The 23,136-nt window shown below is 70.4% G+C and carries 22 protein-coding genes; 3 read left to right on the top strand and 19 right to left on the bottom strand.

What is annotated here, in order from left to right:
* Positions 1 to 12: 12 nt before the first annotated feature.
* The 11 genes from VHW64_RS10775 to VHW64_RS10725 all read right to left on the bottom strand — a co-directional run bounded on the left by VHW64_RS10775 (position 13) and on the right by VHW64_RS10725 (position 12,964).
* A complete protein-coding gene (locus VHW64_RS10775; RefSeq protein WP_329650553.1) occupies positions 13 to 969 on the bottom strand; it encodes a zinc-binding dehydrogenase in 957 nt (318 codons plus the stop codon).
* Positions 966 to 3,071 (bottom strand): hypothetical protein, encoded by a 2,106-nt coding sequence (locus VHW64_RS10770; protein ID WP_329650552.1) that lies wholly within the window; start codon positions 3,069 to 3,071, stop codon positions 966 to 968. Before VHW64_RS10770 ends, VHW64_RS10775 begins: the two co-directional genes overlap by 4 nt.
* Before the next feature lie 36 nt (positions 3,072 to 3,107).
* Positions 3,108 to 4,046, bottom strand: coding sequence for a sugar phosphate isomerase/epimerase (locus VHW64_RS10765; RefSeq protein ID WP_329650551.1), 939 nt, complete (start codon positions 4,044 to 4,046; stop codon positions 3,108 to 3,110).
* 10 nt (positions 4,047 to 4,056) lie between these two features.
* Positions 4,057 to 4,818, bottom strand: coding sequence for a phytanoyl-CoA dioxygenase family protein (locus VHW64_RS10760; protein ID WP_329650550.1), 762 nt, complete (start codon positions 4,816 to 4,818; stop codon positions 4,057 to 4,059).
* A 135-nt stretch (positions 4,819 to 4,953) separates the two neighbouring features.
* Positions 4,954 to 6,042 (bottom strand): Gfo/Idh/MocA family oxidoreductase, encoded by a 1,089-nt coding sequence (locus tag VHW64_RS10755; protein ID WP_329650549.1) that lies wholly within the window; start codon positions 6,040 to 6,042, stop codon positions 4,954 to 4,956.
* Between the two features lie 56 nt (positions 6,043 to 6,098).
* The gene (locus tag VHW64_RS10750) at positions 6,099 to 7,106 is read right to left on the bottom strand and encodes a sugar phosphate isomerase/epimerase family protein (protein ID WP_329650548.1); all 1,008 of its coding nucleotides are present in this window, start codon (positions 7,104 to 7,106) and stop codon (positions 6,099 to 6,101) included.
* Complete coding sequence (locus tag VHW64_RS10745; RefSeq protein ID WP_329650547.1) at positions 7,103 to 8,287, bottom strand: Gfo/Idh/MocA family oxidoreductase; 1,185 nt, start codon at positions 8,285 to 8,287, stop codon at positions 7,103 to 7,105. The genes VHW64_RS10750 and VHW64_RS10745 overlap by 4 nt, the downstream gene beginning before the upstream one ends.
* Positions 8,288 to 8,401: 114 nt before the next feature.
* Positions 8,402 to 9,313: a ribokinase gene (locus VHW64_RS10740; RefSeq protein WP_329650546.1), complete on the bottom strand. Its 912-nt coding sequence runs from the start codon at positions 9,311 to 9,313 to the stop codon at positions 8,402 to 8,404.
* Positions 9,310 to 10,257, bottom strand: a complete 948-nt coding sequence (locus VHW64_RS10735; protein ID WP_329650545.1) for a nucleoside hydrolase — start codon at positions 10,255 to 10,257, stop codon at positions 9,310 to 9,312. The genes VHW64_RS10740 and VHW64_RS10735 overlap by 4 nt, the downstream gene beginning before the upstream one ends.
* The gene (locus tag VHW64_RS10730; protein ID WP_329650544.1) at positions 10,254 to 11,792 is read right to left on the bottom strand and encodes an alpha-N-arabinofuranosidase; all 1,539 of its coding nucleotides are present in this window, start codon (positions 11,790 to 11,792) and stop codon (positions 10,254 to 10,256) included. The genes VHW64_RS10735 and VHW64_RS10730 overlap by 4 nt, the downstream gene beginning before the upstream one ends.
* Before the next feature lie 23 nt (positions 11,793 to 11,815).
* On the bottom strand, positions 11,816 to 12,964 hold the full coding sequence (locus VHW64_RS10725) for an amidohydrolase family protein (RefSeq protein ID WP_329650543.1): 1,149 nt from the start codon (positions 12,962 to 12,964) through the stop codon (positions 11,816 to 11,818).
* 105 nt (positions 12,965 to 13,069) lie between these two features.
* Here VHW64_RS10725 and VHW64_RS10720 point away from each other — a divergent pair, with 105 nt between their 5' ends.
* Positions 13,070 to 13,420, top strand: a complete 351-nt coding sequence (locus tag VHW64_RS10720; RefSeq protein WP_329650542.1) for a Rieske (2Fe-2S) protein — start codon at positions 13,070 to 13,072, stop codon at positions 13,418 to 13,420.
* Positions 13,417 to 15,390: a S9 family peptidase gene (locus VHW64_RS10715; RefSeq protein ID WP_329650541.1), complete on the top strand. Its 1,974-nt coding sequence runs from the start codon at positions 13,417 to 13,419 to the stop codon at positions 15,388 to 15,390. Before VHW64_RS10720 ends, VHW64_RS10715 begins: the two co-directional genes overlap by 4 nt.
* 68 nt (positions 15,391 to 15,458) lie before the next feature.
* Here VHW64_RS10715 and VHW64_RS10710 read toward each other — a convergent pair whose 3' ends face one another.
* The 6 genes from VHW64_RS10710 to VHW64_RS10685 all read right to left on the bottom strand — a co-directional run bounded on the left by VHW64_RS10710 (position 15,459) and on the right by VHW64_RS10685 (position 21,602).
* Positions 15,459 to 16,775, bottom strand: coding sequence for an FAD-dependent oxidoreductase (locus VHW64_RS10710; protein ID WP_329650540.1), 1,317 nt, complete (start codon positions 16,773 to 16,775; stop codon positions 15,459 to 15,461).
* The gene (locus VHW64_RS10705; RefSeq protein ID WP_329650539.1) at positions 16,772 to 17,461 is read right to left on the bottom strand and encodes a ThuA domain-containing protein; all 690 of its coding nucleotides are present in this window, start codon (positions 17,459 to 17,461) and stop codon (positions 16,772 to 16,774) included. The genes VHW64_RS10710 and VHW64_RS10705 overlap by 4 nt, the downstream gene beginning before the upstream one ends.
* Entirely contained in the window at positions 17,454 to 18,677 is a 1,224-nt protein-coding gene (gene xylA, locus VHW64_RS10700; protein ID WP_329650538.1) for a xylose isomerase, read from the bottom strand. Before xylA ends, VHW64_RS10705 begins: the two co-directional genes overlap by 8 nt.
* Positions 18,678 to 18,760: 83 nt before the next feature.
* Positions 18,761 to 20,041, bottom strand: coding sequence for an endo-1,4-beta-xylanase (locus tag VHW64_RS10695; RefSeq protein WP_329650537.1), 1,281 nt, complete (start codon positions 20,039 to 20,041; stop codon positions 18,761 to 18,763).
* 171 nt (positions 20,042 to 20,212) lie between these two features.
* Positions 20,213 to 20,407, bottom strand: coding sequence for a DUF3046 domain-containing protein (locus VHW64_RS10690; protein ID WP_329650536.1), 195 nt, complete (start codon positions 20,405 to 20,407; stop codon positions 20,213 to 20,215).
* Between the two features lie 61 nt (positions 20,408 to 20,468).
* On the bottom strand, positions 20,469 to 21,602 hold the full coding sequence (locus VHW64_RS10685; RefSeq protein WP_329650535.1) for a class I SAM-dependent methyltransferase: 1,134 nt from the start codon (positions 21,600 to 21,602) through the stop codon (positions 20,469 to 20,471).
* Between the two features lie 36 nt (positions 21,603 to 21,638).
* On the opposite strand from VHW64_RS10685, the gene VHW64_RS10680 reads away from it, so the two are divergent.
* Entirely contained in the window at positions 21,639 to 22,148 is a 510-nt protein-coding gene (locus VHW64_RS10680; RefSeq protein WP_329650534.1) for a CAP domain-containing protein, read from the top strand.
* Between the two features lie 34 nt (positions 22,149 to 22,182).
* On the opposite strand, the gene VHW64_RS10675 is transcribed toward VHW64_RS10680, so the two are convergent.
* Both VHW64_RS10675 and VHW64_RS10670 read right to left on the bottom strand, forming a co-directional pair.
* Positions 22,183 to 22,539, bottom strand: a complete 357-nt coding sequence (locus VHW64_RS10675; protein ID WP_329650533.1) for a cyclic nucleotide-binding domain-containing protein — start codon at positions 22,537 to 22,539, stop codon at positions 22,183 to 22,185.
* 104 nt (positions 22,540 to 22,643) lie between these two features.
* A complete protein-coding gene (locus VHW64_RS10670) occupies positions 22,644 to 23,096 on the bottom strand; it encodes an HAD-IA family hydrolase (protein ID WP_329650532.1) in 453 nt (150 codons plus the stop codon).
* Positions 23,097 to 23,136 lie beyond the last annotated feature (40 nt).

Here is a 23,136-nt window from a genome sequence, read left to right as displayed (position 1 = left end):
GCAGTGTGGCCGTCAGGACGTGCCCGCCATGGTGACCACCGCCTTGACGAAGCCGTCGGGCTTGGTGACGGCGGCGTCGAAGGCGTCGCCGATATCGGCGAGCGGGAACCGATGCGTCACGTGCGGAGCGAGATCGAGCAGGCCGGCTCGCAGCAGACGCATGCCGACATCCATGCCACGCAGGATCGTCGACATCTCACGGAAGTGGGCGTTGCGCACGTCGTAGGCCATCCAGTTCCACCAGCCCAACGGCACCGATCGAGGCGGCCCCTGGTGGAAGCCCACCAGCACCAGCTTGCCGCTCATCCGCGTGACGCGACCCATGCTCTCCAAGGCGGCCTGCGAGCCGGTGCACTCGAACGAGACATCGGCCAGAACGCCGTCGGTCAGCTCGGCGACGGCGGCGGCCAGATCCCGGTCGCCGGCATGCACCGTCGCCGTGGCACCAAGCGCGACGGCACGTTCGAGGGCGTCGACCCGGGTGTCGGCGACGATCACCTGTCGTGCTCCGCGAAGTGCCACCAGCTGGTGGACGAGGTGCCCCATGAACCCCGCGCCTACCAGGACCACGTCGTCTCCCAGCCTGACGTCGGCCAGCTCGACCGCGTTGACCGCGCAGGCGAGCGGCTCGGCGAGCACCGTGTCGAGCGGAGCCCCCTGCGCTGCGAAGCAGTGCTCCGCGCGAGCTACGACGAAGTCGGCGTACCCATCGCTCGCGACCCACACGCCCACCGGCTCGCCGACGGCGGGAGACTCGACGCCCGGACCCACCTCGACGACCGTCCCGCTCACCTCGTGTCCCAGACGGAGCGGGTACGTCGGCTCGGACCGGCCTGTCCACGCCTCCAGCTCCGAGGCGCATACCCCGCACGCCGAGACCTCGACCAGCACCTCGCCCCGCCCGGGGACCGGCGTGGCTACGTCCACGACGTCGAAGCTCCCCGGCCCGGTCAGCACTCCCTGCCTCATGTTCGGGCACCCTTCAGCTCGATCACCGCGTACACCCCGAGGTCCGGCAGAGTCACCGTGCGCACTCCGTCCTCTACCCGCACGTGCAACGTCTGCTCCGGAGCGTCCGGGGTGTGCAGGACCGCCTCGCAGAGGGTGTCCGCCGGCGCGCCGTCGAACCTGACCGAGACGGTCACCTCGCCGGTGCGGCGCAGGGCGTGCTCGTCACGGTCGATGTCGTAGTTCACCAGATGCACGGCCACACCCTCGGGGAGCCGGTGCGCGTTGACCCCCAGCGGGACCGACAGCGTGACCTGGGGGCCCCCCGGCGTCAGAGCGGCGATGTCGTCGGCCTCGCCCCGACGTACGCCCGGGTGAGCGAGCAGGGCCGACCTCCTCTGGGCCGACAACGACTCCCCGAACCGGTCGGTCACCACCAGAGTCATGCCGTTGTCCAGGCACTCGCGCAGCGCATCGACCTGTCGGTCGGTCAGGTCGAAGCAGTCGGGCAGGACGATGGTGCGGTAGCCCACCAGCGACTCCGCGGACACTCGGTCCGGAGCAGTCTCACCGTCGGGGAAGATCACGACGTCGAAGGGGAGACCACCTCCCGACAAAGTCTCGGTCACCACGCGGTACGGCACGCGGACGGACTCGTCGCGGGCGTTCGCGAGGTTGTCGCTGGCGTCGGCGCGGCCGATCAGCTCTCGGGTGCTCGCCACGCTGAACACCACCGCCACCTCGTGCCACGACTCCTTGGCGTAGAGGTGGTCGTGGTCGGCGATGAAACCCTGGACCTCTGTCGCCAGCTCATGCGGCGCGTAGAAGGCGTCCTGGATCGTCGCGCCCATCCACGCGCCGTACGGCACGGTCATGCTGGCACCGAAGGCGGCGGCCTCGTAGAGCGAGAGCCGGAACAGGTCGTGGCCGCGTCCGCGGCTGAGGAGATCGACCAGCTCGGGGACCACGCCGCCGTAGGGGTTCTCCACCACCACGACGTCCTTGTGGGCGGCGAAGGCCGCGACGTAGCGATACCATTCCGGCTGCCGGTACGTCGTGTTGCGCATCTCGGTGATGATCAGGTCCACATCGTCGGCCAGCGCCAGGTAGGAGGGGTCGAGGTTGAAGAAGTTCCCGGAGACCAGCACCTCTCGCCCGACGCTCTCGGCATAGGCACGCGCGTAGTCGGCGAGCTCGGCGAAGTGCCGCTTGACCGCCGCGCACTGCGCTCTGTAGTACTCACCGAACAGCGGGGTGTGCTCACGGTCGGACTTGAAGTCGTAGCCCTGGGCCAGCAGCCATTCGCCGTAGTGGAACGACGTCAGGTCGACCCCGTCGAGCAGGGGGCTGCGCTGTGCCTCGGGTTGGGCGAGCAGCCAGTCGCGGAAGAGCCGCAGGCAGTCCTTGCAGAAGCACGCACCGTACTGGAAGGCACCCATCGGGAGCTCGGCCTCGTCCAGCTGGATCCCGTCGACGCCGGCATCGATCTGGATCCGGATGACGGCCTTGAGGTACTCGCGCCACACGGGGTTGTTCCGGTCCATGTAGTAGCACTGATGCTCGCGGTCGGGACACTCCACCCAACGCGCGTGGCAGGGCTCCTGGTGGATGTCGCGGGCCACGCACTCCTCGATCAGATCGGTGACGCGCTCGCCGAGGCTGTTGACCAGGCCGTCGGGGAAGTAGTGCTCGACCGGCTTCCACAGTCTCGGATAGCGGTTCTGGGAGAACTCCCGAAGCCCGAGCCAGCCTCGGGTGCCCACACCACGCAGCTCGTTGAGGGACAGGACGGTGGACTCGTCGTCGTCCAGCTCGACCGGGAACTCCCAGCCCTGGGCCTCGAAGACGATGCCGAAGACGGCGATCCCGTGCTTGTGACACTCGGCAACGAACTCGCTGTCGTTGACGAAGCCGTAGAAGCGGTCACGCGCCGAGAGCTCGCCGAAGGCCTCCTGCTCCAGATAGGGCAACGACAGCGAGCCGCCACCCATGGACGCCCACACCAGCACGGTCGCGCGGTAGTCGACGAGGTCGTCGACCATGCGCAGCCGCCGCGGAGGCAGGCTCGGGTGGTAGCAGTGCTGGCGAGAGAACCAGCCGTCGAAGTACACCCCTCTGTGCACGCGCGTTGCTCCTTGGCTCGGGTCCGGGCGTCGTAGTCAGGTCTGCACGGTCGTCGTTCGCACCAGCGGGTCCAGCGTCTCCTGCGCGAGCACGAGTCCGTGGTGGACCTTCTCCTCCGTGCCGCTCCACACGGGATCCTCGTGCTCGACGGAGACGACGCCGTCGTACCCCGAGCTGCGCAGCGCCTCGACTACCGCCGCCCAGTCCACGTCACCGAGCCCGGGGATGCGGTAGCGCCACCAGCCGCTCGCCCAGGGGTTCTCCGCGCGCGCCACGGCGTTGCCGAACACGCCCAGCCGGTTTCGGCCGACCGGGTCGATCTCGGTGTCCTTGGCCTGGACGTGCAAGATGCGATCGGCGTACGCCGGGACGACGGCCACCGGGTCGATGCCCAGCCACGTCAGGTGCGACGGGTCGTAGTTGAGGTAGAGGCCCACGCCCGCCATCCAGTCCCACAGCTGCGGGGAGTAGGCGAGGTTCGCGGGGTAGCCGTCGGGATGCCAGCCCTCCATGGGGCAGTTCTCCACCACCAGGCGGACACCGCGGTCCGCGGCGTACGCCACCAGTGGCGGGAGCACCCTCTCGCCGAGCCGCAGGTTCTCCTCGACCGTGAGTGTCACGTCGCGCCCGACGAAGGTCCCGACCAGGCCGAGGCCGAGGAGCTCAGCGGCGTCGATCACCCGTCGTAGGTGCTTGTGGATGTCAGCGCGGCGCCCCTGGTCGGCTTCGAGGTTGTTCTCGTAGTAGGCCAGCGCGGAGATCTCCAGATGGTGCTGGTCGAACAGCTCCCGCGTCCGTGCCGCCTGTCGGGCGTCGAACGCCGCGACGTCGAGATGGCTCGCCTCCCAGTCGCGACCGGGGACGTCGGGCCAGACCGCGACCTCGAGGGCGGCGTAGCCCGCACCCGACGCCCACGCGACGATCTGCTCCAGCGGTGTGCCGGGCAGACACGCGGTGAGAAGACCCAGCCTCACTGCTCCATCCTCACTGGTCGCCCCTCAGGCCAGGGGTGGGCACGTTGGCGTAGGTGTTGCCGGCGAGGTCCTCACCGCGAGCCAGCCAGATCTTCCAGCCGGCGTTGATCTCGTTGTCGAACATCCGCACCGAGGTCGGGAAGTAGCGCATGGTGTAGCCGGTGCGCCGGATGGCGCTCGTGTTCGCCTTCGCCCCGTGGACGATCCGGCCGTCATGCATCGAGAACTCGCCCCGCTGGAGCTCGAAGTACACCGCCCTGTCCTCGTCGACCTGCGCGATCTCGGCGTGGAAGGTCTTGTTCGACATGTCCGTCGGCACGTACTCCGAGGCGCCGTACAGCAGATGGGTGGCCGGGACGACGCGCATGCAGCCGTTCTTCCGGGTGCTCGGGCTCTCCAGGGCCAGCCAGACGGTCACGATGCCGTCATAGGCACTGAAGCGACCGTTCCAGAAGGCGCTGTCCTCGTGCCACGGCGTCTCCCGACCGGTGAAAGGGTCCTTGGAGATGAAGTGGCTCGACCACAGGGCGATGTTCGGCCCGGTCAGCGGCTCGACGGTGTCGAGCACCTCGTCGGACATCAGGAAGTCCAGCAGGCGTGCGTCGCGGTAGTGCGGGGTGTCCAGCTCGTCGGACAGCTTGTCGCCCTTGTCGGCCAGGTGCTCGTTGAAGATGCCCTCCAGCTGCGCCAGCCTCTCCTCGGAGAAGAGCTGTCGCTGCGGCAGGAGGTAGCCCTGGCTTCGGAAGAACTCGACGTCGTCGTGGGTCAGCATCTGTCTCTCTCTCGGTGTCGTCGGGGGACTGCCCCGGGCGCTCTCCACGAGGCTAGGCAACGGCGGACGCTCACGCTTGGACTGAGTTCCGGCGTGCTCGACCTATCTTCCGGTGGTTGGCCGGTCACGCTCGGCTCACGCCTGGTCCGAAGCCTGCTCGAGGGCGCGGATGATCTGGACGAAGAGCTCCATGTCCTCCACGTAGTCCTCCGGCGTGGTCTTCACGGGGGCTCCCGCGGTGACCGCGGCGTGGAACGCCTCCAGCTCGTGGGTGTAGGGGTCCTTCAGGTGTGGCCTGACGACCGTTTCCTCGTAGCCCTCGCCGACGGTCTGCTTGACGACCAGGGTCGTGGGGAAGTGCCGGATGTACGGCGTGTCGTACTGCACGCGCAGCTCGGCAAGGTCGCCGTACACCTCGAGGTGGGCGTCGAACCTGACCTGGTCGTCGACGCCGGTCTCGTAGACGGCGACGAAGTCGTCGTACTCGAGCAGCGCGGCGATGTAGCCGCCGTCTCGCCACTGCCGGGCCGCAGCGACCCGGCGCGGGCGTCCCAGCAGCTCGCGCATCGCCGAGAGATCGTGGCTCCCGAGGCCGCACAGGAGGCGATACGTGCCCCCGAGGACCGGGTCGACGTCCCCGATCGCCTCGCGCACCAGGGCCGAGCCGCGTGCCCAGCGCTCCTCGAGGGCCGACTGCGGGAGGTCGGAGGGCCTGACCACGCGCGCCGTCTGGTCGATCATCAGCTGGTTGCGGCCGATGATGTCGTGGACCCGTGCATAGTTGATCCGCCCGAGGCTCGCCAGCCGGGACTTGGCTGCCTCGAACGCCGGCGCGAAGCGCCGCATGTAGCCCACCATCACGATGCGACCGGAGCGGTCACGGGCCGCGAGGATCTCCTCGGCCTCCCTCGGCGAGAGGCACATCGGCTTCTCGACCAGGACGTGGAGGCCCGCGCCCAGGGCCGTCACCACGCTCTCGGTGTGGTACTCGTCGCTGTTGAGCACGAGCACGCAGTCCAAGGACGGCGTCTCCCGCACCATCTCCGCGACGTCGTCGTAGCGGTGCTCCACGCGGTACCGATCGCCCACGAGGTCACGCAGGGTCGCGGAGATGTCGCAGACCGCGGTGACCCGGTAGAGATCGGGCAGCGACTCCAGGACCGGTAGGTGGACGACCTGCGCGACCTCTCCCAGACCGATGACTCCGACGCGAAGCTGGCTCACTCGTGATCCTCTCGATGGTGTGGTTGGCGAGATGTCAGCGGGGCCGGGCGCGAGGGTCAGCCTCGCGACGAGAACGCTGCGTCGAACGCCGACGATGGTGGCTCGATTTCGGTCAGCCGCCGGACGAAGGCCAGCGCGTCGGGCGCGCCGACGGCGCGGTCCATGCCGGCGTCCTCCCACTCGACCGAGATGGGGCCTGCGTAGCCGATGCTGTTGAGCATGCGGAAGACCGGCTCCCAGGGAACGTCTCCGTGCCCGGTCGATACGAAGTCCCAGCCACGACGGGGGTCTCCCCACGGAAGGTGGGAGGAGAGGCGGCCGTTGCGACCGTTGAGGCGCACCTTCGCCTCCTTGCAGTCAACGTGGTAGATGCGGTCGCGGAAGTCCCACAGGAAGTCGAGCGGGTCGAGGTCCTGCCAGACGAAGTGGCTGGGATCGAAGTTGAGACCGAACGCCGGCCGGTGGTCGATGGCCTCCATCGCCCGCTCGGTGGTCCAGTAGTCGTAGGCGATCTCGCTGGGGTGGACCTCGTGGGCGAACCGCACGCCGACCTCCTCGAAGACGTCGAGGATGGGGTTCCAGCGCTCCGCGAAGTCGGCGTACCCGCGCTCGATCATCTCGGGAGGAACGGGCGGGAACATCGCCACGGTGTGCCAGATCGAGGAGCCCGTGAACCCGATGACCGTCTCGACGCCGAGCGCCGCGGCGGCACGGGCTGTGTCCTTGATCTCCTCGGCCGCCCGCGATCGCACGCCCTCGGGATCCGCGTCGCCCCAGATGCGGGCGGGAAGGATCCCCTGGTGGCGCTCGTCGATCGGATGGTCGCACACCGCCTGCCCGGTCAGGTGGCACGAGATGGCGTACACCGCGAGCCCGTGCTCGTGGAGGATCGCCCGGCGACCCGCGACGTAGTCGTCCTCCGTGACTGCGCGGTGGACGTCGAAGTGGTCGCCCCAGCACGCGATCTCCAGACCGTCGTAGCCCCAGCCCGCCGCGAGACGGCAGACCTCCTCGAACGGCAGGTCGGCGAACTGGCCGGTGAACAGCGTGACGGGTCGGGTCATCGGGAGCTCCTCACGATCTCGGTCCAGGTCGACGCTGCGGCCGACGAGCGCTCGACCGCGTCCATCACCTGCTGGACGTAGAGGCCGTCGGCGAAGGACGGGGACGGTGCGGTGCCTGCGCACACGTCGCGCACGAAGTCGGCAATCTCGTGGACGAAGGTGTGCTCGTAGCCCAGGCCGTGGCCCGGCGGCCACCACGCGCCGGCATAGGGATGGTCCGGCTCGGTGGCCAGGATGCGCCTGAAGCCCGCATCATTGCTGGGCACGCTGCCGTCATAGACCTGTAGCTCGTTGAGCCGCTCGAAGTCGAAGGCCAGGCTGCCCTCGGAGCCGTTGAGCTCGATCCGCATCGCGTTCTTGCGGCCGGTCGCGAACCGGGTCGCCTCGAACGTCGCCAGGGCGCCACCGTCGGTGCGACCGAAGAACGCGGTCGCGTCGTCCACCGTCACCTCGCCGGTCTCCTCACCCCCGCTCGCGCTGAGGCCGGCCGCCTGCTCTGGCACGGGACGCCGCTCGACGAAGCGCTCGAGCGTCCCTGAGACGCCCGCGAGCCGTTCACCCGTCAGGAAGTACGCCAGGTCGATGACGTGCGCGCCGATGTCGCCGAGCGCTCCGGAGCCGGCCTTGTCCTTTCGAAGACGCCACACCAGGGGGAATGCCGGGTCGACGATCCAGTCCTGGAGGTACTGCGCGCGGATGTGGTGGAGGCGGCCGAGCCGCCCCTGCGAGACGAGCTGGCGAGCCAGAGCCAGGGCCGGCGTACGCCGGTAGTTGAAGCCGACCATCGCGTGGACGCCGCGCGCGCGGGCAGCGTCGGCCGAGGCCACCATCTCCTCCGCCTCGGTCACGGTATTGGCCAACGGCTTCTCGCAGAGCACGTGCTTGCCTGCCTCGAGGGCCGCGATCGCGATCTCGCGGTGGGTGTCTCCCGGCGAGGACACGTCGACCACGTCGATGTCGTCTCGACCGACTACCTCGCGCCAGTCGGTGGCACTCTGGGCCCAGCCCAGGTTCCGGGCGGCTGCCTCGGCGGAGTCCTGCGTACGACCGCAGAGGACCGCCAGCTCGGGCACGGCCGGCAGATCGAAGAAGCGATGGGCGTTGCGCCAGGCCTGCGAGTGCGCTGCGCCCATGAACGCATAGCCGATCATCGCCACACGGAGCGCCGGCTTGTCGGTCATGGGTCCTCCCGGATCAGACCGCGTCGCGGTCCCAGTCATCCTATGCAAATCGATTTGATCGGCCTGTGGCGACGCTAGGGGGCCGACGGTGCCCTCGGCAAGGGGCGCCACGGATTATCCGAGTGGGATGTCGCGGCCCCGCGGGAAGGAGGCTTGCGCCCCGGGCCGAGACACGGAGTACGACGCGACAGCTGCACCCCAAGCGGCGGCCACGACGAGGTCGTGACCGAGCGCGAGCCCGACCACCATGGCTCCGGTGAACGCGTCACCCGCGCCGGTGGAGTCGACCGCCTCGGCCGGACGCGCGGGCACGCCCCGCGCCACTCCCGCCCGGCCGACCCAGGCGCCGCCCGGCCCGGCGGTGACCACGACCGACCGTGCCAGGTGCGAGAGCATGCGGGCGAGCTCGCGGGCAGCGACGCCATCCCGGCCCAGGAGCGTGGCGGCCTCACCCGCATTGACCACCAGGGGGTCGCACAGAGCCAGCACGGACTCGTCGAGATCCACGACCGGAGCCAGGTTCAGGACCGGTCGGGCGTCCGTGACGGCGGCCTCGCGCAGTGAGGCCTCGATCGTCCTCGACGGCAGCTCGCCCTGCGCGAGCACAACTCCTGGGCGCCGTCGTCGCACCACCTCGGTCGCCGCCTCGGCCGTGACAGTCGCGTTGGCGCCCGGCGAGACCACAATGGTGTTCTCACCGTCGGCCGCGACCGTGATCAATGCCGACCCGGACCTCACGTCGCGTCGTATCAGGAGGTCCGCCTGGTCGACGCCCGCATCCTGGAGTCCGCGTCGCAGAGCCAGCCCGTCCACATCGGACCCGACCGCGCCCACCATAGCGACCTCGACACCCCGCTCCGCACCCACGAGAGCCGCGGCGACAGCTTGGTTACCGCCCTTGCCGCCGCAGAACAGGGTCAGCTCGGAGCCCAGCCGGGTCTCGCCGGGACCAGGGAGCCGGTCGACCGCGCAGACGTAGTCGCGGTTGAGGGACCCGACGACGACGACCGTTCTCCGCACGCTCACGGCAGGGAGCCGATCCGCTCGAGGAAGTACTCGCGGAAGCTCTCGGCATCCACGTCGACGGCGATGCTGCAGTTGGGCTCCGGTGGGTGGTCCGTGCCGAGCAGGTCTGTGACCGCGACACCACGCGTAAGGGAACCGTGCCGCTCGACGGCGACCCGCGCCGGGCGCCAGGTCACCAGACCCGGGTGGGTCACCACGGCGACGGCGAGAGGGTCGTGCAGGGCGCAGCTTCCCCGGTCCCAGTCGTCGCCCGGGGTCGTCCGCTCGAGATGGTCGATCCACTCGTCGGTGCGGTCGGCGGCGAACGTCGCGAAGTTCTTGCCGGAGGCCCGGAGCCGCGCGGCGTCGGCACGTTCCAGTCGCACCCTTCGAGTGACGTCCAGACCCACGAGCCGCAGTGGCGCGCCGCTGTCGAGGACGACTGCCGCGGCGTCCGGGTCTACCCAGAAGTTGAACTCCCCGGGCATCACGCCGACGCCGGTGCCCCCGAGGAACACCCCGCCCATCACCACGATCTCACGCACGGCGGTGGCCACCTTCGGCTCGAGGGCCAGGGCGAGCGCGACATTGGTGAGCGGCCCGATTGCCACGACGGTGAGCTCGCCCGGCTCGCCCATCACCCGCTCGACCAGTCGGACGGCGGCATGCGGGGTCCCGCCGTTCCAATCATGGCTGGAGAGCGCCGGCGTGCCGCGGACAGCCTCGGCGGGCACGAGGGGCATGTCGCTGCCCCGGGTCACCTCCACCTCCCGGCCCAGCCGATCCAGGAGCTCGCCGGTCAGCCGGGTCGCGGTGACGACATCGGTGTTGCCGTTGACCGTGGTGACCAGCTCGAGGGACAAGTCGGGCTCAGCCAAGGCAAGGGCGAGCGCGAAGCCGTCGTCGATGTCCGACCCCGGCGCCCCCATCGCGAGGTCGGTGTCGAGCAGAACCCTGGTGGTCATCGGCGCACCCATTCGTCGGCGGGGTCTTCCCTTCCAGCGTGTGCATGAACGACCGTCCAGCTCCGAGGGGGCAGGACCAGGTTCGTCTCCCGGCTGTCCCCCGATGTCGGCAGGGGGGTCAGCCGCACGCGCGCAGCCGCCTCGCGGTCGCGAGGACCGGCGGCGTCGGCTGCGATCAGCTCGGCCGACCGGACGCTCCAGCGCGGGAACGCGGGATGACGCAGTCGGACCCTGGTCGCGCCCGGCGCCCGGTTCGTCACGAAGACCGCCACGCTCCCGGTCTCAGGGTCGTGGGATGCCGACGCGGCCACCACGGGGACGTCCCCGTAGCGGCGAGTCCTGAGCCCGGGTGACGTCACCCGGGCCACCAGCCCATGCCCTCGCGCCAGTCGCGCCACCGCTGCGAAGACGTGGAAGGTGGCCTGTCTCCAGGCCGGGCCTCCCGGCTCGGTCCGGATCGGCGCGATGACGTTGACCAGCTGAGCCAGGCACGCGACCCGGACGCGTTCGGAGTGGTTGAGCAGTGAGCTGAGCAGATCGCCGACGACGACGGCGTCCAGGGTGGAGTAGTCGTCCTCGATCCTGGCCCCAGCCTCCTCGAGCGCGAACGAGTCCATTCCCGGGAACCTGCTCCGGTACCACACGTTCCACTCGTCGAACGCGATGTCGATCCGGTGTGCGGACCGCCGTCGCGCCGCGACCGCGTCGACCGTCGCCACGACGCCGTCGATGAAGGAGTCCATGCTCACCGCCGACGCCAGGAAGCTGTCGGTGTCGCCGTCCTCCTCTTCGTAGTAGGCGTGCATCGACAGGTAGTCGATGTGGTCACCTGCCTGCTCCAGGACGGTGGACTCCCAGTAGCCGAACGTCGGCATCTCGTGGAACGAGCTGCCGCACGCCACCAGCTCGATGCCCGGATCGACCATGCGCATCGCCTTCGCGGTCTCGGCGGCGAGCGCTGCGTAGGCGTCGGCGCTCTTGTGGCCGATCTGCCAGGGGCCGTCCATCTCATTTCCCAGACACCACAGGCGGACGGCGTGCGGCTCGTCCACACCATGGGTTCGACGCAGCTCAGACCAATGGGTGCCGCCCCGGATGTTGCAGTACTCGACGAGCGAAGCGGCCTCCCGCACACCGGCCGTGCCGAGGTTGACGGCGATCATCGGCTCGACCCCGAGCGAGGAGGCCCACGCCAGGAACTCATCGGTGCCGACCCGGTTGGTCTCGATGGAGCGCCAGGCCAGGTCGAGCCTGCGCGGACGACGTTCGGGCGGCCCGATGCCGTCGGTCCAGTCGTATCCCGAGACGAAGTTGCCCCCGGGATAGCGGATGAGCCCGACGCCGAGCTCCGTGACCAGCTCGGCGACGTCGCGACGGAACCCGGAGGCTTCGGCGGAATCGTGACCCGGCTCGAAGACGCCGGTGTAGACGCACCGACCCAGGTGCTCGACGAACGAGCCGAACAGCCGTCCGTCGATGACACCGCGGTGATGACCGGGGTCAAGGTCGACGGTGGCGTCGTGGAGGCTCGGCACGGGTCGCCTTCCCGAGGTGCGCTTCAGAGCCGGTCGCCGTAGGTCTCGACCGCGTTGTCAACGCTGACGCGTTGCCGGATCTCGGCCGGCAGTGCCGTCAGCGCGTGCCGCGGGTCGTCGAAGTCCCAGTGCGGATAGTCGGAGCTGAACATCAGCGTCCGCTCCGCCTGGGCGATCTCGCAGAGCACATGCAGATGGTGCCGTCGTCTGGGCTCGGGCAACGGCTGCGTCGTGAAGCGGACGTGGTCGGCGATGTACTCGCTAGGGAGCCGCTTGACCCACGGCACCTCGTCGCGCAGGCCCCTCACGTTCTTGTCCAGGCGCCAGATGACGTCGGGTATCCAGCCGAGGCCCCCCTCGGTCAGGACGACCTTCAGCTCGGGGAAGCGCTCGAAGACACCGTGGCACACCAGGCTGATCACGTTGGCCTGGAAGACCTGGCTGAGCCCGGTGTGCCACTCCACGTAGTAGGTCGGTGTCCCGCCCGCCAGCGGCGGCGAGGTCCGGAAGATCCCCTCCCCGGAGTTGGGGTGGACGGTGATCGGCAGCCCCAGCTCCGCCGCCGCCTCGTAGATCGGGTAGTAGTGCCGCTGGCCCATCAAGATGTTGGTCAACGGCAGCAGCACCGCCACGAACCTCGGGTTCTGTCCGGACCTGCGGATCTCGGCCGCCGCTGCGGACGGGTCCTGCGCGCCCACCACGAGGTTCGCCCGGTAGCGCTCGTCGGCCTCGAGCCAGGTCGCGGCGAGCCAGTCGTTGTAGGCCGCGGCGATCAGTGCGGCAGCGTCGGGGTCGGGCATCGCACCCAGCCCGAGCACCTCGCCCCCGATCAGGACCGCCCGGTCGATGCCGTTGGCGTCGAGCAGCTGCTGCGCCGTGAACGCTGGGTCGGCCCCCGGCGCGGAGCCATCGGGAGCCCTGGCATCGTCGCGGAGCACCCCTGCCTGGTTCACGTACAGCATGTTGCGAGGGACGGAGACCGCCTCGCGATGCCCCGTCGTGGTCAGGTCGCGACGTTCGTCCAGACCGAGCCGTCGCCGTCCGGCCGACGACAGATGGGGGCGCAGGTCGGCCATGCCGCCACGCATGATCGGATGCACGTCGCAGTCGACCAGACGGTAGCGGTGGTGGCTCTCGGTGTCCGGCCCGACCTCGGCGAGCAGCTCGGTCATGGGGACTCTCCTGTCTCGGCGACTGTCGAACCGTTGCGCGGACGCCCTCCCTGGCGTCAGAGTCATGCTTAGCAAATCGTTTGGCATTGCGACAGGAGGTAGGGCGTGCAGGTTGTGGCCGGCTCCGTCGAGGACCTGCGACGAGAGGGATGCCGAGTCGTGAGCGTCGAGGGTCGGCCCGTCGGCGTGGTCTCGGTCGGCGAGGAGTTCTACGCCGTCTCCGACCGTTGTCCGCACATGGGCGCGTCCATGTGCGTCGGCTCACTGAGCGGGACCCTGGTGCCCTCAGACCCTCACGAGCTCGTCTACGGGATGGACGACCGGGTCATCCGCTGCCCCTGGCACGGCTGGGAGTTCGACCTCTCAACCGGCCGGTCTCTGCTCGAGCCGCGCCGCTACGGGCTCCGGACCTACGATGTCACGACGGACGACGGCCAGGTCGTCGTGCACGCATGAGCCTCGCGAGCCGGCCGACGACGACGTTCGAGGCCACGGAGGCCGGGGTCCGCGACCACCTGACGAGGTGCCAGACGCCTGGGCCACGCGCGATCGAGGACATCGCCCAGGTCGCGCCGCACCCGAGCGGTCGGCTCGTGGCGTGCACGGTGACCCTGCGGCAACGGCCGATGACCCCGGTCCAGCGTCGGATCGCCGTCGTCGACCTGTCCGCCGACGACCTCACCGTGCTGGACCTCCCGCACGACGACTGCGCCTGGCCGGAGTGGTCAGCGGACGGATCGCGGCTCGTCCTCGTCGGCACCTCGGACGAGGGCGCGGCCGCGGTCGTCCTCCAGGGAGAGCCGCACGAGCTGACGGTGACCGCGACCTCCGGCCTGCCGGGTTTCGTGGAAAGGGCCCTGTGGTCACCCGACGGCACACGACTGGCTCTCCAGGTCGCGATGCCCGGCGCGGAGATCTCCGACGTCCACGGCTCGGGGACGCTCGGCGGTGCCGACCACGAAGCCTGGCGGCCTCGCGTCGCCCCGGACCCGGGCGCCGGGCGGCGGCTGGCCTTCCTCTGGGATCCCGACTCGCGCGAGAGCCGGGCGCTCTCGGAGCTGACGGTCTGGGAGCTGGCGTGGAGCGGACCGGACGCGCTCCTCGCGCTCACCAGCGAGGAGCCCGACGAGAACGCGTGGTACGGCGCACGCCTGACGCGACTGGACGTCCGCAGGCCAGGGCACGAGACGTTGCTCGTGCCCGAGCACCAGCTCTCCGCGGTCGCCTCCACCCGGTCGGGTGCCCGCTGGTCGGTGCTCCGCGGACTCCAGAGTGACCGCGGGCTCCCGGCAGGCACTCTCGTTGTCGGTGGCGAGGGCGAGCTACCGAAGGATCTCGACACCCGCGGGGTCCATGTCACCGACCAGCACTGGCTCGATGAGCGGTCCCTGCTCGTGACCGGGCTGCGCGGGCTCCACACAGTCGTCGCCACCGTCGACGTGGGCTCCGGTGCCCTCGAGGAGCTGTGGGCCGGGCAGCAGACGTCCGGGGAGTACTTTCCGCAGGTCGCCGGCCTCGCGGGTCATGACCCGCTCGTCGTCCTGGAGAGCCACCGCGAGGCACCGTGCCTCGGGGTCCTCCGGCGTACCGGGTTTCGTCCGGTGCTTGCCGTCGAGGGCCCGGGGTCCCTCCACCAGGCGCGGTCCGCCGGCTCCATCTCGTCGATGACCTGGCCGTCGTCCGACGGCCTGGAGATCGAGGGCCTGCTGATCGAGCCGGACGGGGGGCCACGCCCGCACCCGCTCGTGCTTCAGGTCCACGGTGGCCCGACGCACGCCTACCGGGACACGTGGCTCGGCCGAGACCCCCACACGTCGTCCCTGGTGGCCCGCGGCTATGCGGTGCTGTGGCCCAACCCGCGTGGCAGCTCGGGACGGGGTGCGGCGTTCGCGGAGGCAGTGCGGGGCGACATGGGTGGCCTCGACGTGGACGACCTGGTCGCCGGCGTACGACACCTCGTCGACCTCGGGATCGCAGACCCCGCACGACTGGGGATCACGGGGATCAGCTACGGCGGCTTCATGTCGGCGTGGGTACCCGCTCGCACGGGCCTGTTCGCCGCCGCCGTCGCCCGCTCGCCCTGCACAGACTGGCTGCTCCAGCACCTCACCAGCAACATCGCCGAGTTCGACCGGCGGTTTCTGGACGGCGAGCCGTTCGATCCCGAGTCGCAGTATGTCGAGCGGAGCCCTCTGCGACACCTCGACTCGATCCACACACCTCTCCTGCTGACCGCAGGGAGCAACGACCTGGCCACCCCACCCTCTCAGGCCCAGGTGCTCCATACCGCTCTGCGCGAGCGCGGTGTCGACACTCAGCTCGTGATCTACCCCGACGAGGGGCATGGCGTACGCCACCCGTTGTCGGTCGTCGACCAGTGCGCCCGGATGGTGGCGTGGTTCGACCGGTACCTCCGGGGCGACTGACGAGTCGGCCCGCGGCGAGCTGCCCAGGATCGCAGCGGCGACCCTTCACCGATCCCGAGCCCTCGACGCTAGCCCAGCACGCTGTGGGGCGCGTCGCTCTCGGCGGTGCGCAGCCGGGAGAACGTACCGAGGTCGATCGTGTGACCCGTCCGCGGCAGCACGAGCTGGACCGGGTCGTGGTCGTGGTCGTGGCCGGCCCGGGCCGCCTCGATGAGGGAGCGCATGAGTCTGCCCACCACCGGCGCGTTCTTGAACTGGTTGCCGCTGGTCCCGATGGCCACGAAGAGGCCAGGCTCGCAGGTGCGGTCGTAGACCGGCGTCCAGTCGTCGGTGACGTCGTAGACGCCCACGACGCCACTCGGCCGCGATGGGACGCCGAGCGCAGGGAGCCGCCGAGCCGCGCGAGTGACCTGGGCGCGGAAGAGGTCGGCGGTCGGTCGAGGGTCGACCGCGTCGGGATCCTCCACCCACTCCAGCGGATCGCACTCCGGCTCGGTGCCGCCTACGAGGAGGTGGCCGTCGCCGGTGGGCCGCAGGTAGGTCCCGAGGTCCAGGTCGGCCAGCGCGACGGCACCGTCACCGTCGTAGCCCGCCGGCGTGGCGACATGGTGCACCTCCTGTCGCATCGGGCGGGTGTGCACTCCGAAGTCACGCTCGACCCCCGCCATCGCATTGACCCGGCCCGACCACGGTCCAGCCGCGTTGACCACCACCTCGGCGTCCATGTCTAGGGCCGACGTGCTGACGGTCCAGCGGCCAGCATGCCGACGCAGCCCGGTGACGGCCTGCCGCAGCAGGTAGCGCGCGCCGTGACCCCGCGCGGCGTCGGCGAGGTTCTGTGTGGCGAGCTGAGGGCCGTCGACGTATCCCGCGTCCGGTGTCCAGAGCCCGTCGAGCTCACCGTGCGCAGGCGCGAAGAACTCCTCGGAGTCGACGGGGCAGGGCGGTCCGAACGCGCGGGGGTCGAGGGCTGGGGCGTGCTCCGCCATGTCGCGGGCGGTCCACCGCTGCCAGGGCACGCCGGCCCGGTCGAAGAGCTCGGCCGTGGCCTGGGTGATCGACGCCTCGGCGGGTACGACGAGCATCCCCGTGCGCCGGAACCGCGCTACCTCCGCGCCGTGAGCAGACGACAGCGGACCGAGGTGCCCGGCCCAGTCCTGCCACGCATGCAGCGACTCCCAGGCCAGCGCGACACCGGCGAACGTGGAGTAGTTGAAGCGGACGATGGCGCTCGAGGCGCTGGTTGACCCATGACCGACTCCACCGGCCTTGTCGACGACCGTCACGGCGTACCCATGGCGCGCCATCTCCAGCGCGATCGACGAACCGATGACACCGGCGCCGATCACGGCGACGTCGCAGGCCCCCGACGGGGCCTGCCTCACCGTGCGGCCCAGAGCAGCCCACGCTCGGTGAGGGTCCGTACCTCGGGCACGTCGAGGTCCTCCAGCTGGTGGCCGATGGTCGAGACGAACACTCTCCCGCGTCCCCAGAGCCGTGTCCACGCCGCGGGCACGACCAGATCGGTGCGCCAGGGTGTCTCGTCGGTCGCCACGAACCGCGAGGTCAGGAGCACGTCGTTCAGGTCGTCGGTCAGGCACCAGTACTGCTCGGTGTGGTGGTGCCAGCGGTCGAGGCCCTCGACGATCGGGTGGTCACGTCGCTCGGGCACCACCGCGACCTCGTAGTCGACAAGGCCGCCGGGGTGCGCCGCCCACTGCCCGCCGGTGAGGTGCAGGTAGTCGGGGCTGGCACGGTAGGAGTCGACGATGCCGCCGTGCCACCCCGCGAGACCCGTGCCGGCCTGCACGGCGGCCATCAGGTTGCCCACCTGCTGATCGGTCGCGACGCCCTGGGTGTAGCACTGAAGGACGAGGTCGGTGTCGAGCAACGCGCCCGCGTCGTCGTACGCCGCGGGACTGTCGTGGACGTCGACGGTGAAGCCGCTCTTCTCCAGGAACGGGATGAACATGTCGGTCGCCTCGACCGGACTGTGGCCCTCCCAGCCCCCGCGGACGACGAGGGCCTTGCGCTCCGAGTCGTGCAGCGACGCGCCAGGGGCGTCAGACATGACGGGCTCCCAGCACGTGTTCGACCATCAGCTGGTCGACGCGCGCCACGCCGTAGCCGCGCGCGGCGGTCCCGTCGACGTCGTACTCCTCGAAGGCGCCTCGGTCCGCGCGCAGCGACTGCCAGGTCTCCCCCTCGGCCAGGCTTGGCTCGGCCAGCTCCGACGCCCCCGAGGCAGCCAGTGCCCGGACCACCTCCGGATCGGCGCGGAACGCCTGAGCGCGCTCCTTGAGCAGCAGGTACGTGCGCATGTTGGCCGCGGCCGAGGTCCACACGCCGGCAGTGTCCTCGGTGCGATGCGGCTTGTAGTCGAAGTGCCGTGGCCCGTCGTACGCCGGCCCTCCCTGCGTCCCGCCGTTCTCGAGCAGGTCGACCAGGCAGAAGGCACTCAGGAGGTCGCCGTGCCCGAAGACCAGATCCTGGTCGAACTTGGGACCGTGCTGGCCGTTGAGGTCGATGTGGAACAGCTTGCCGTGCCACAACGCCTGGGCGATGCCGTGCACGAAGTTGAGGTTCGACATCTGCTCGTGGCCCACCTCCGGGTTCAGGCCGACCATGTCGGCGTGGTCGAGGCTGCCGATGAACGCCAGTGCGTGGCCGATCGTCGGCAGCAGGATGTCACCGCGCGGCTCGTTCGGCTTCGGCTCGATCGCGAACCGGATGTCGTAGCCGTTGTCGACGACGTACGTCGCGAGCAGGTCGAGCCCCTCGCGATAGCGGTCGAGCGCGGTGCGCACGTCCTTGGCCGTGTCCACCTCGGCTCCTTCGCGGCCGCCCCAGAGCACGTAGGTGTGCGCGCCCAGCTCCGCAGCGAGGTCGAGGTTGCGCATGACCTTGCGGATCGCGAACCGGCGCACGCCGCGGTCGTTGGCTGTCAGCGCTCCCTCCTTGAACACCGGATGGGTGAACAGGTTCGTGGTTGCCATCGGCACCACGAGCCCGGTCTGGGCCAATGCCTGGCGGAACCGGTCAACCAACCGCGCGCGCTCGCCCTCCTCGGTCCCGAAGGGAACGAGGTCGTCGTCGTGGAAGGTCACGCCGTAGGCGCCGAGCTCGGCCAGGCGATGCACCGTCTCGACCGGGTCCAGGGGAGCCCTGGTCGCGTCGCCGAACGGGTCGACGGCGCGCCATCCGACCGTCCACAGCCCGAACGTAAACTTGTCCTCGCGTCTGGCGACGGCTGTGGGCGGGGCGTTCTCGTCTGCGCCGAGAGTCATCCGATCTCTCTTCTCCTGTCCTTGCTGCCGGGGGAACGCTGGTCGGCCTCAGCCCGGCCGTCGATGGCGTGGGTGCCGGCTCCCTAGCGCGGCAGGTGCCGCTCGAAGTGGAAGGGAACCGGCCGCTTCGGAGCCTGGGCCAGCCGGTCGTAGATGGCGTGGTACTGCGGCTTGGTCCGCAGGTGCCGGTCGAAGGCTAGCGGTCGCCTGTGCGCACCATCGCTGCGCGGGGTGTCCTCGTCGAGCCAGGTGTAGCGGTCGGTCAGGCCGAAGCTCATCACGGCCTTGACGTAGTGGCTCTCCAACGCAACGTCGAGGTAGCGGCGATAGACGTCCGCGATCATCCGGTCGCGACGGTGTGGCGCCTTGGGCAGCCCGTCGTCCAGCACGTCCATCTCGGTGATGAGCACGTGCAGGCCCCGCGCTCCGAGCTCGCGCAGGAAGTGGCGGTACTGCTTGGCGTCGAAGAGGCGATGGAAGCTCTGGGCCGCCAGGTGAGCCTGGACACCGAACGCGTCGAGCGGCACGCCGTCCTTCTGAAGGTCGTCGATGACCTTCAACGTCGCCCGCATCTTGTCGATCGGCCGGTCGCCGTAGACGCTGACCGTCTCGTAGCCGAAGTCGTTGAGAAGCAGCATGCCGTGGGGGTCGGCCTCGCGCGCCTCGTGGAAGGCGTGCGCGACGTACCCCGGACCGATCGTGTTGAACCACGGAACGTCCTTGCGGAGGCCGCGGTGGCCCTGGTCCGTGCCGTTGACGATCGCCTCGTTGACGACCGGCCAGACCGCTGTCCGACCCTTGTAGCGCTTCATCACCGCGCGGAGCGTCCCGTAGAGCAGGTGCCGCGCGCGCTTCTCGCTGATGTTCCAGAGGTCGTCGTCGGTCCAGCCGTCGCCGAAGCCGTCGTCCCAGACGAGGCCTGGGCCTGCGTAGACCAGCTGGCGATGCTTCTCGGCGAAGGCGTAGATGCGGTCGGGGTGGGTGAAGTCGAGGCCGGAGGTCGGGGTAGGCCGCAGACGCCACCACAGCAGGTCGTCCTCGGGGAACAGCAACGCCGCATGGTGCGGATGGAGCTTGGCGTAGCCGTGGTCGGTGATCTTGCCGGTCGCGTCGTCCTCGATCTGCCAGGTCGCGATCGACGACCCGTACAGGATCCCGCTACGACGCGCGGCGGCCTTCCAGAGCGCCGGAACGTGCCAGCCCAGCCTGGTCCTGGCTTCCTCGTGGGCGGCCGGTACCGCGTCCGCCGGCTCCCATGCGAGACCCGACAGGGCCCCGACCACACCCGCGCCGCCACCCAGCAGGAGGTTCCTCCGGTTGACGCCGGACGTGCTCCCCGTCTCGTTGCTCACCTCGTTGCTCATCACGGCTCCTCGCGACCGATCCCGTTGCCGACCCCCTCGCCGCGGTGCGGCGGCGGTGGATGCAAAACGATTTACATCTGCTTCGGGACCTTATGCCCGACGGTGCCGGACGGCAAGGCCAGACTTCGGTCGGGGTCGGTCCCCGGTCGTCGCTCGGTGCCGCGCTCGTGGTCAGCGCTCGGAGGCGGGGAGCCCGAGGGTGCGCCAGACCGCCGCCCAGACGGCCTTCGGCGGCTCGCCCGCGTCGAGGGCGGCCTGGGCCGTGCGCTCGCCGAGCTCGGCGATGACGTACCGGCCGGCCCAGGCCCGGGCGTATGCCGGCCCGAGGGCGGCCTCCATCCGGCTCCAGAACTCGGTGTGCCTCACCGGAGCATCATCCTCCGCCGCACCAAGGCACATCGCCCGGGCTGGCGGTCGGGCCGACCGGTCAGGCTCGCCGGGCCAGCACCTCGAGCCAGGGCTCGCCCTCGCGACCCTCGCCGGACATCACGTCGTGCACCTGCCAGCCGGCGGCCTCGAGGATCGACCGCAGCGGCTCGGCCCGCCAGAAGGTGAAGAACCGCGGTGCCGTCACGTTGCCGTGCACCGACCACCCCTCGCCGTCGCCCTCCTTGACCGAGACGAACAGCGCTCCGCCGGGCTTGGTGGCCGCCCCCAGGCGGGCGAGCACGGCCGGCAGGTCGTCCCGGTCGACGTGCAGCAGGCTCGCGTCGGCCCAGACCCCGTCGTACGCCGTGCCGGGTGCGGCCGGGTCGGCGAGGTCGTCGTGCAGCGGGTCGAGCTGGTCGGCGGCATGACCCGAGTCGCGCAGCATCCGGACGAACGCCGGGGTGATGTCGGTCCGGCGCACCGAGAGCCCGGCCTCCTCCAGGGCCAGCGCGTCCCGACCGGAGCCACTGCCGACCTCCAGCACCCGGGCGCCGGGGCCGAGCATGCCGACGTAGCGCCCGACGGCGGCGGCGATCGGCGGTGGCAGCGCCGCCGTCGCCTCCCGGTAGCCCGAGGCGTCGGCGTCGTAGGCCCGGATGGTCGCGGCCCGCGCGGCATGGCGCACGTCGTGGAGGTGGTGGACGACGTCGTGGAGCTGGTAGCGGGCCAGGGTCTCGATGGTGAACCGGCTGCCGTTGCTGCGCCGGCCCGGCCGTCGCCAGGACAGCGGTGGGACCGCGGCGTAGAGGTCGGCCATCGCGTAGGCGGCGGTCACCAGGCTGGGCCCGACGATGCCAGCCAGCTGCTCGGAGTAGCGGCCCTCGGCCGCGGCGCGGTCCTGGTCCCAGTCCGCGAACTCGGGGTCGTCCTCGACGAGCATCAGCGTGACCCGGTCGTGGTAGACCTGATGGACGTCGTGCACGTGGCAGGCGTACTCCAGGGTCGACCAGCGGTCCGGCCGGATGCGCTCGCCGACGCTCGGGTCGGCCAGCAGGGTCAGCCAGACCTGGGCGTTGCTGCGCAACGACCTGGGGATGGCCGGCCGCTCGAAGGCCCCCGCCTCGAACCCGCACTCGTCGCACGGGCGGTCCAGGACCCACGTCCAGTCCTTGGTATCGGGTTCGAGGGCCACTGACTCATCCTGCCCCCCGTGGCACAGTGGCGTCGCATGCGAAGCCCCCTTCTCGCCGTCGCTGTGCTCACCGCTCTCGCGCTGCCGGTCACGGCGGCGCAGGCCCAGACCGTTCATGACCATCTCGACGAGCCGACGGCCGTCGCCTCACCCAGGGCAGCGACCGTCCACCTGCGCCCCCGCGCGTGGGAGGCCAAGGTGATCGCCCTGACGAACGCGCGCCGGACGGCGCACGGCGTGAAGCCGCTGAGGGCCGCGAGGTGCCCGCGCCGGTTCGCGGCACCCTGGGCTCGACACATGGCCCGGATCCAGCTGCTGGTCCACCACTCGTCCCTCGGTCGGCTCCTCCACTGCGGGAGCAGCGCCCACACGGCCGGGGAGAACATCGCGTGGAACTACGACACGCCGCGGTCGGTGGTCCGCGGCTGGATGAGCGATCCGCCACACCGGCACAACCTGCTCGACCCGGCCTTCACCCGGATCGGCGTCGCGGGCGCGCGGCTGGGCCACGGCGCGACGTACGCCATCCAGGACTTCGTCGGCTGAACCGGGCGGTCGGACCCGCCGGGTCCCGGTGCTCTCAGAGAGCGTCGTGCTCGCGGACGCGTTCGGCCAGGGAGCGCATCACCTGGATCGCGAACATCGGGGTCTCGTGGACCAGGAAGAGGAAGGTCCGCTCGTCGATCACGGCCAGCTGTGACGACTCGGTCGCGATCGCGCTCAGGCTGCGGGGCGCATCGCTCACGATCGCCATCTCCCCGAACGTCTCGCCGGGCTCCAGCACCCGCACCGTGTGATCGCCCTTGCGCAGCTCGACAGCGCCCGAGATCACCCCGAACATCTCGTGGCCCGTCTCGCCCTCGGCGAAGATCGTGTCCCCGGCAGCGACCTCACGTGGCTCCTTGGCGTTGGCGAACACCGCTCCGATGCTGGTCATGGGCGCATGATCGCAGGTCGCCGAGACCCTCGGCATCGGGCACGACCAAGTGGTCATCGAAGGTTTCCCCGGCGTTCAGACTCCGAGCCCCGTGGGGACGGCCCTCACGACCGCTGCGCCAGGCTCACGGCGATCCCGTGCTGGGAGAGCAGCGCCAGGAGCCGGCCGAGACCCTGTTCGAAGTCCCACTGCTCCGATGCCAGGCCCGCCGAGCGAGCCCCCTCGACGTTCGCCGCAATGTCGTCGACGAAGAGGATCGCTTCCGGAGCGGCGCCGATCTTGGCCGCGGCCCGCGTGACGTGTCCCGGACTCGGCTTGGCGACGCCGAGCTCGTAGGAGTAGCAGCTCGTCGTGGCGCCGTACTCGGCCAGGGCTGCCGCCAGCAGCGGGAGGTAGTCGGCCTGGCCGGCCAGGGCCGGCAGCTCGTCGCTCCACGTCGCCTCCAGGAACTCGCGCGCCCGGTCTCCCAGGTGTGCCTCCATCGCGGCATACCAGCCGCCCGGGACGTCTTGGAGCACGCCGTCGGCGTGGAAGAGAACGTGCTGGACGCGGGACAAGGCACTCCTTGGCGAGGACGACGTGGGCTCAGGTCAGCAG

Source organism: Nocardioides sp. (assembly GCF_036267815.1).
Lineage (GTDB): Bacteria > Actinomycetota > Actinomycetes > Propionibacteriales > Nocardioidaceae > Nocardioides.
The sequence above is the reverse complement of the archived record's forward strand: the minus strand, read 5'-3'. Positions and strand labels throughout refer to the sequence as shown.

What these genes read in the sequence shown, in the direction of transcription:
- VHW64_RS10775 (WP_329650553.1), bottom strand. Translation starts at nt 969, where the DNA reads ATGAGGCAGGGAGTGCTGACCGGGCCGGGGAGCTTCGACGTCGTGGAC.
- VHW64_RS10760 (WP_329650550.1), bottom strand. Translation starts at nt 4,818, where the DNA reads ATGCTGACCCACGACGACGTCGAGTTCTTCCGAAGCCAGGGCTACCTC.
- VHW64_RS10750 (WP_329650548.1), bottom strand. Translation starts at nt 7,106, where the DNA reads ATGACCCGACCCGTCACGCTGTTCACCGGCCAGTTCGCCGACCTGCCG.
- VHW64_RS10745 (WP_329650547.1), bottom strand. Translation starts at nt 8,287, where the DNA reads ATGACCGACAAGCCGGCGCTCCGTGTGGCGATGATCGGCTATGCGTTC.
- VHW64_RS10735 (WP_329650545.1), bottom strand. Translation starts at nt 10,257, where the DNA reads ATGACCACCAGGGTTCTGCTCGACACCGACCTCGCGATGGGGGCGCCG.
- VHW64_RS10725 (WP_329650543.1), bottom strand. Translation starts at nt 12,964, where the DNA reads ATGACCGAGCTGCTCGCCGAGGTCGGGCCGGACACCGAGAGCCACCAC.
- VHW64_RS10715 (WP_329650541.1), top strand. Translation starts at nt 13,417, where the DNA reads ATGAGCCTCGCGAGCCGGCCGACGACGACGTTCGAGGCCACGGAGGCC.
- VHW64_RS10705 (WP_329650539.1), bottom strand. Translation starts at nt 17,461, where the DNA reads ATGTCTGACGCCCCTGGCGCGTCGCTGCACGACTCGGAGCGCAAGGCC.
- xylA (WP_329650538.1), bottom strand. Translation starts at nt 18,677, where the DNA reads ATGACTCTCGGCGCAGACGAGAACGCCCCGCCCACAGCCGTCGCCAGA.
- VHW64_RS10695 (WP_329650537.1), bottom strand. Translation starts at nt 20,041, where the DNA reads ATGAGCAACGAGGTGAGCAACGAGACGGGGAGCACGTCCGGCGTCAAC.
- VHW64_RS10680 (WP_329650534.1), top strand. Translation starts at nt 21,639, where the DNA reads ATGCGAAGCCCCCTTCTCGCCGTCGCTGTGCTCACCGCTCTCGCGCTG.
- VHW64_RS10675 (WP_329650533.1), bottom strand. Translation starts at nt 22,539, where the DNA reads ATGACCAGCATCGGAGCGGTGTTCGCCAACGCCAAGGAGCCACGTGAG.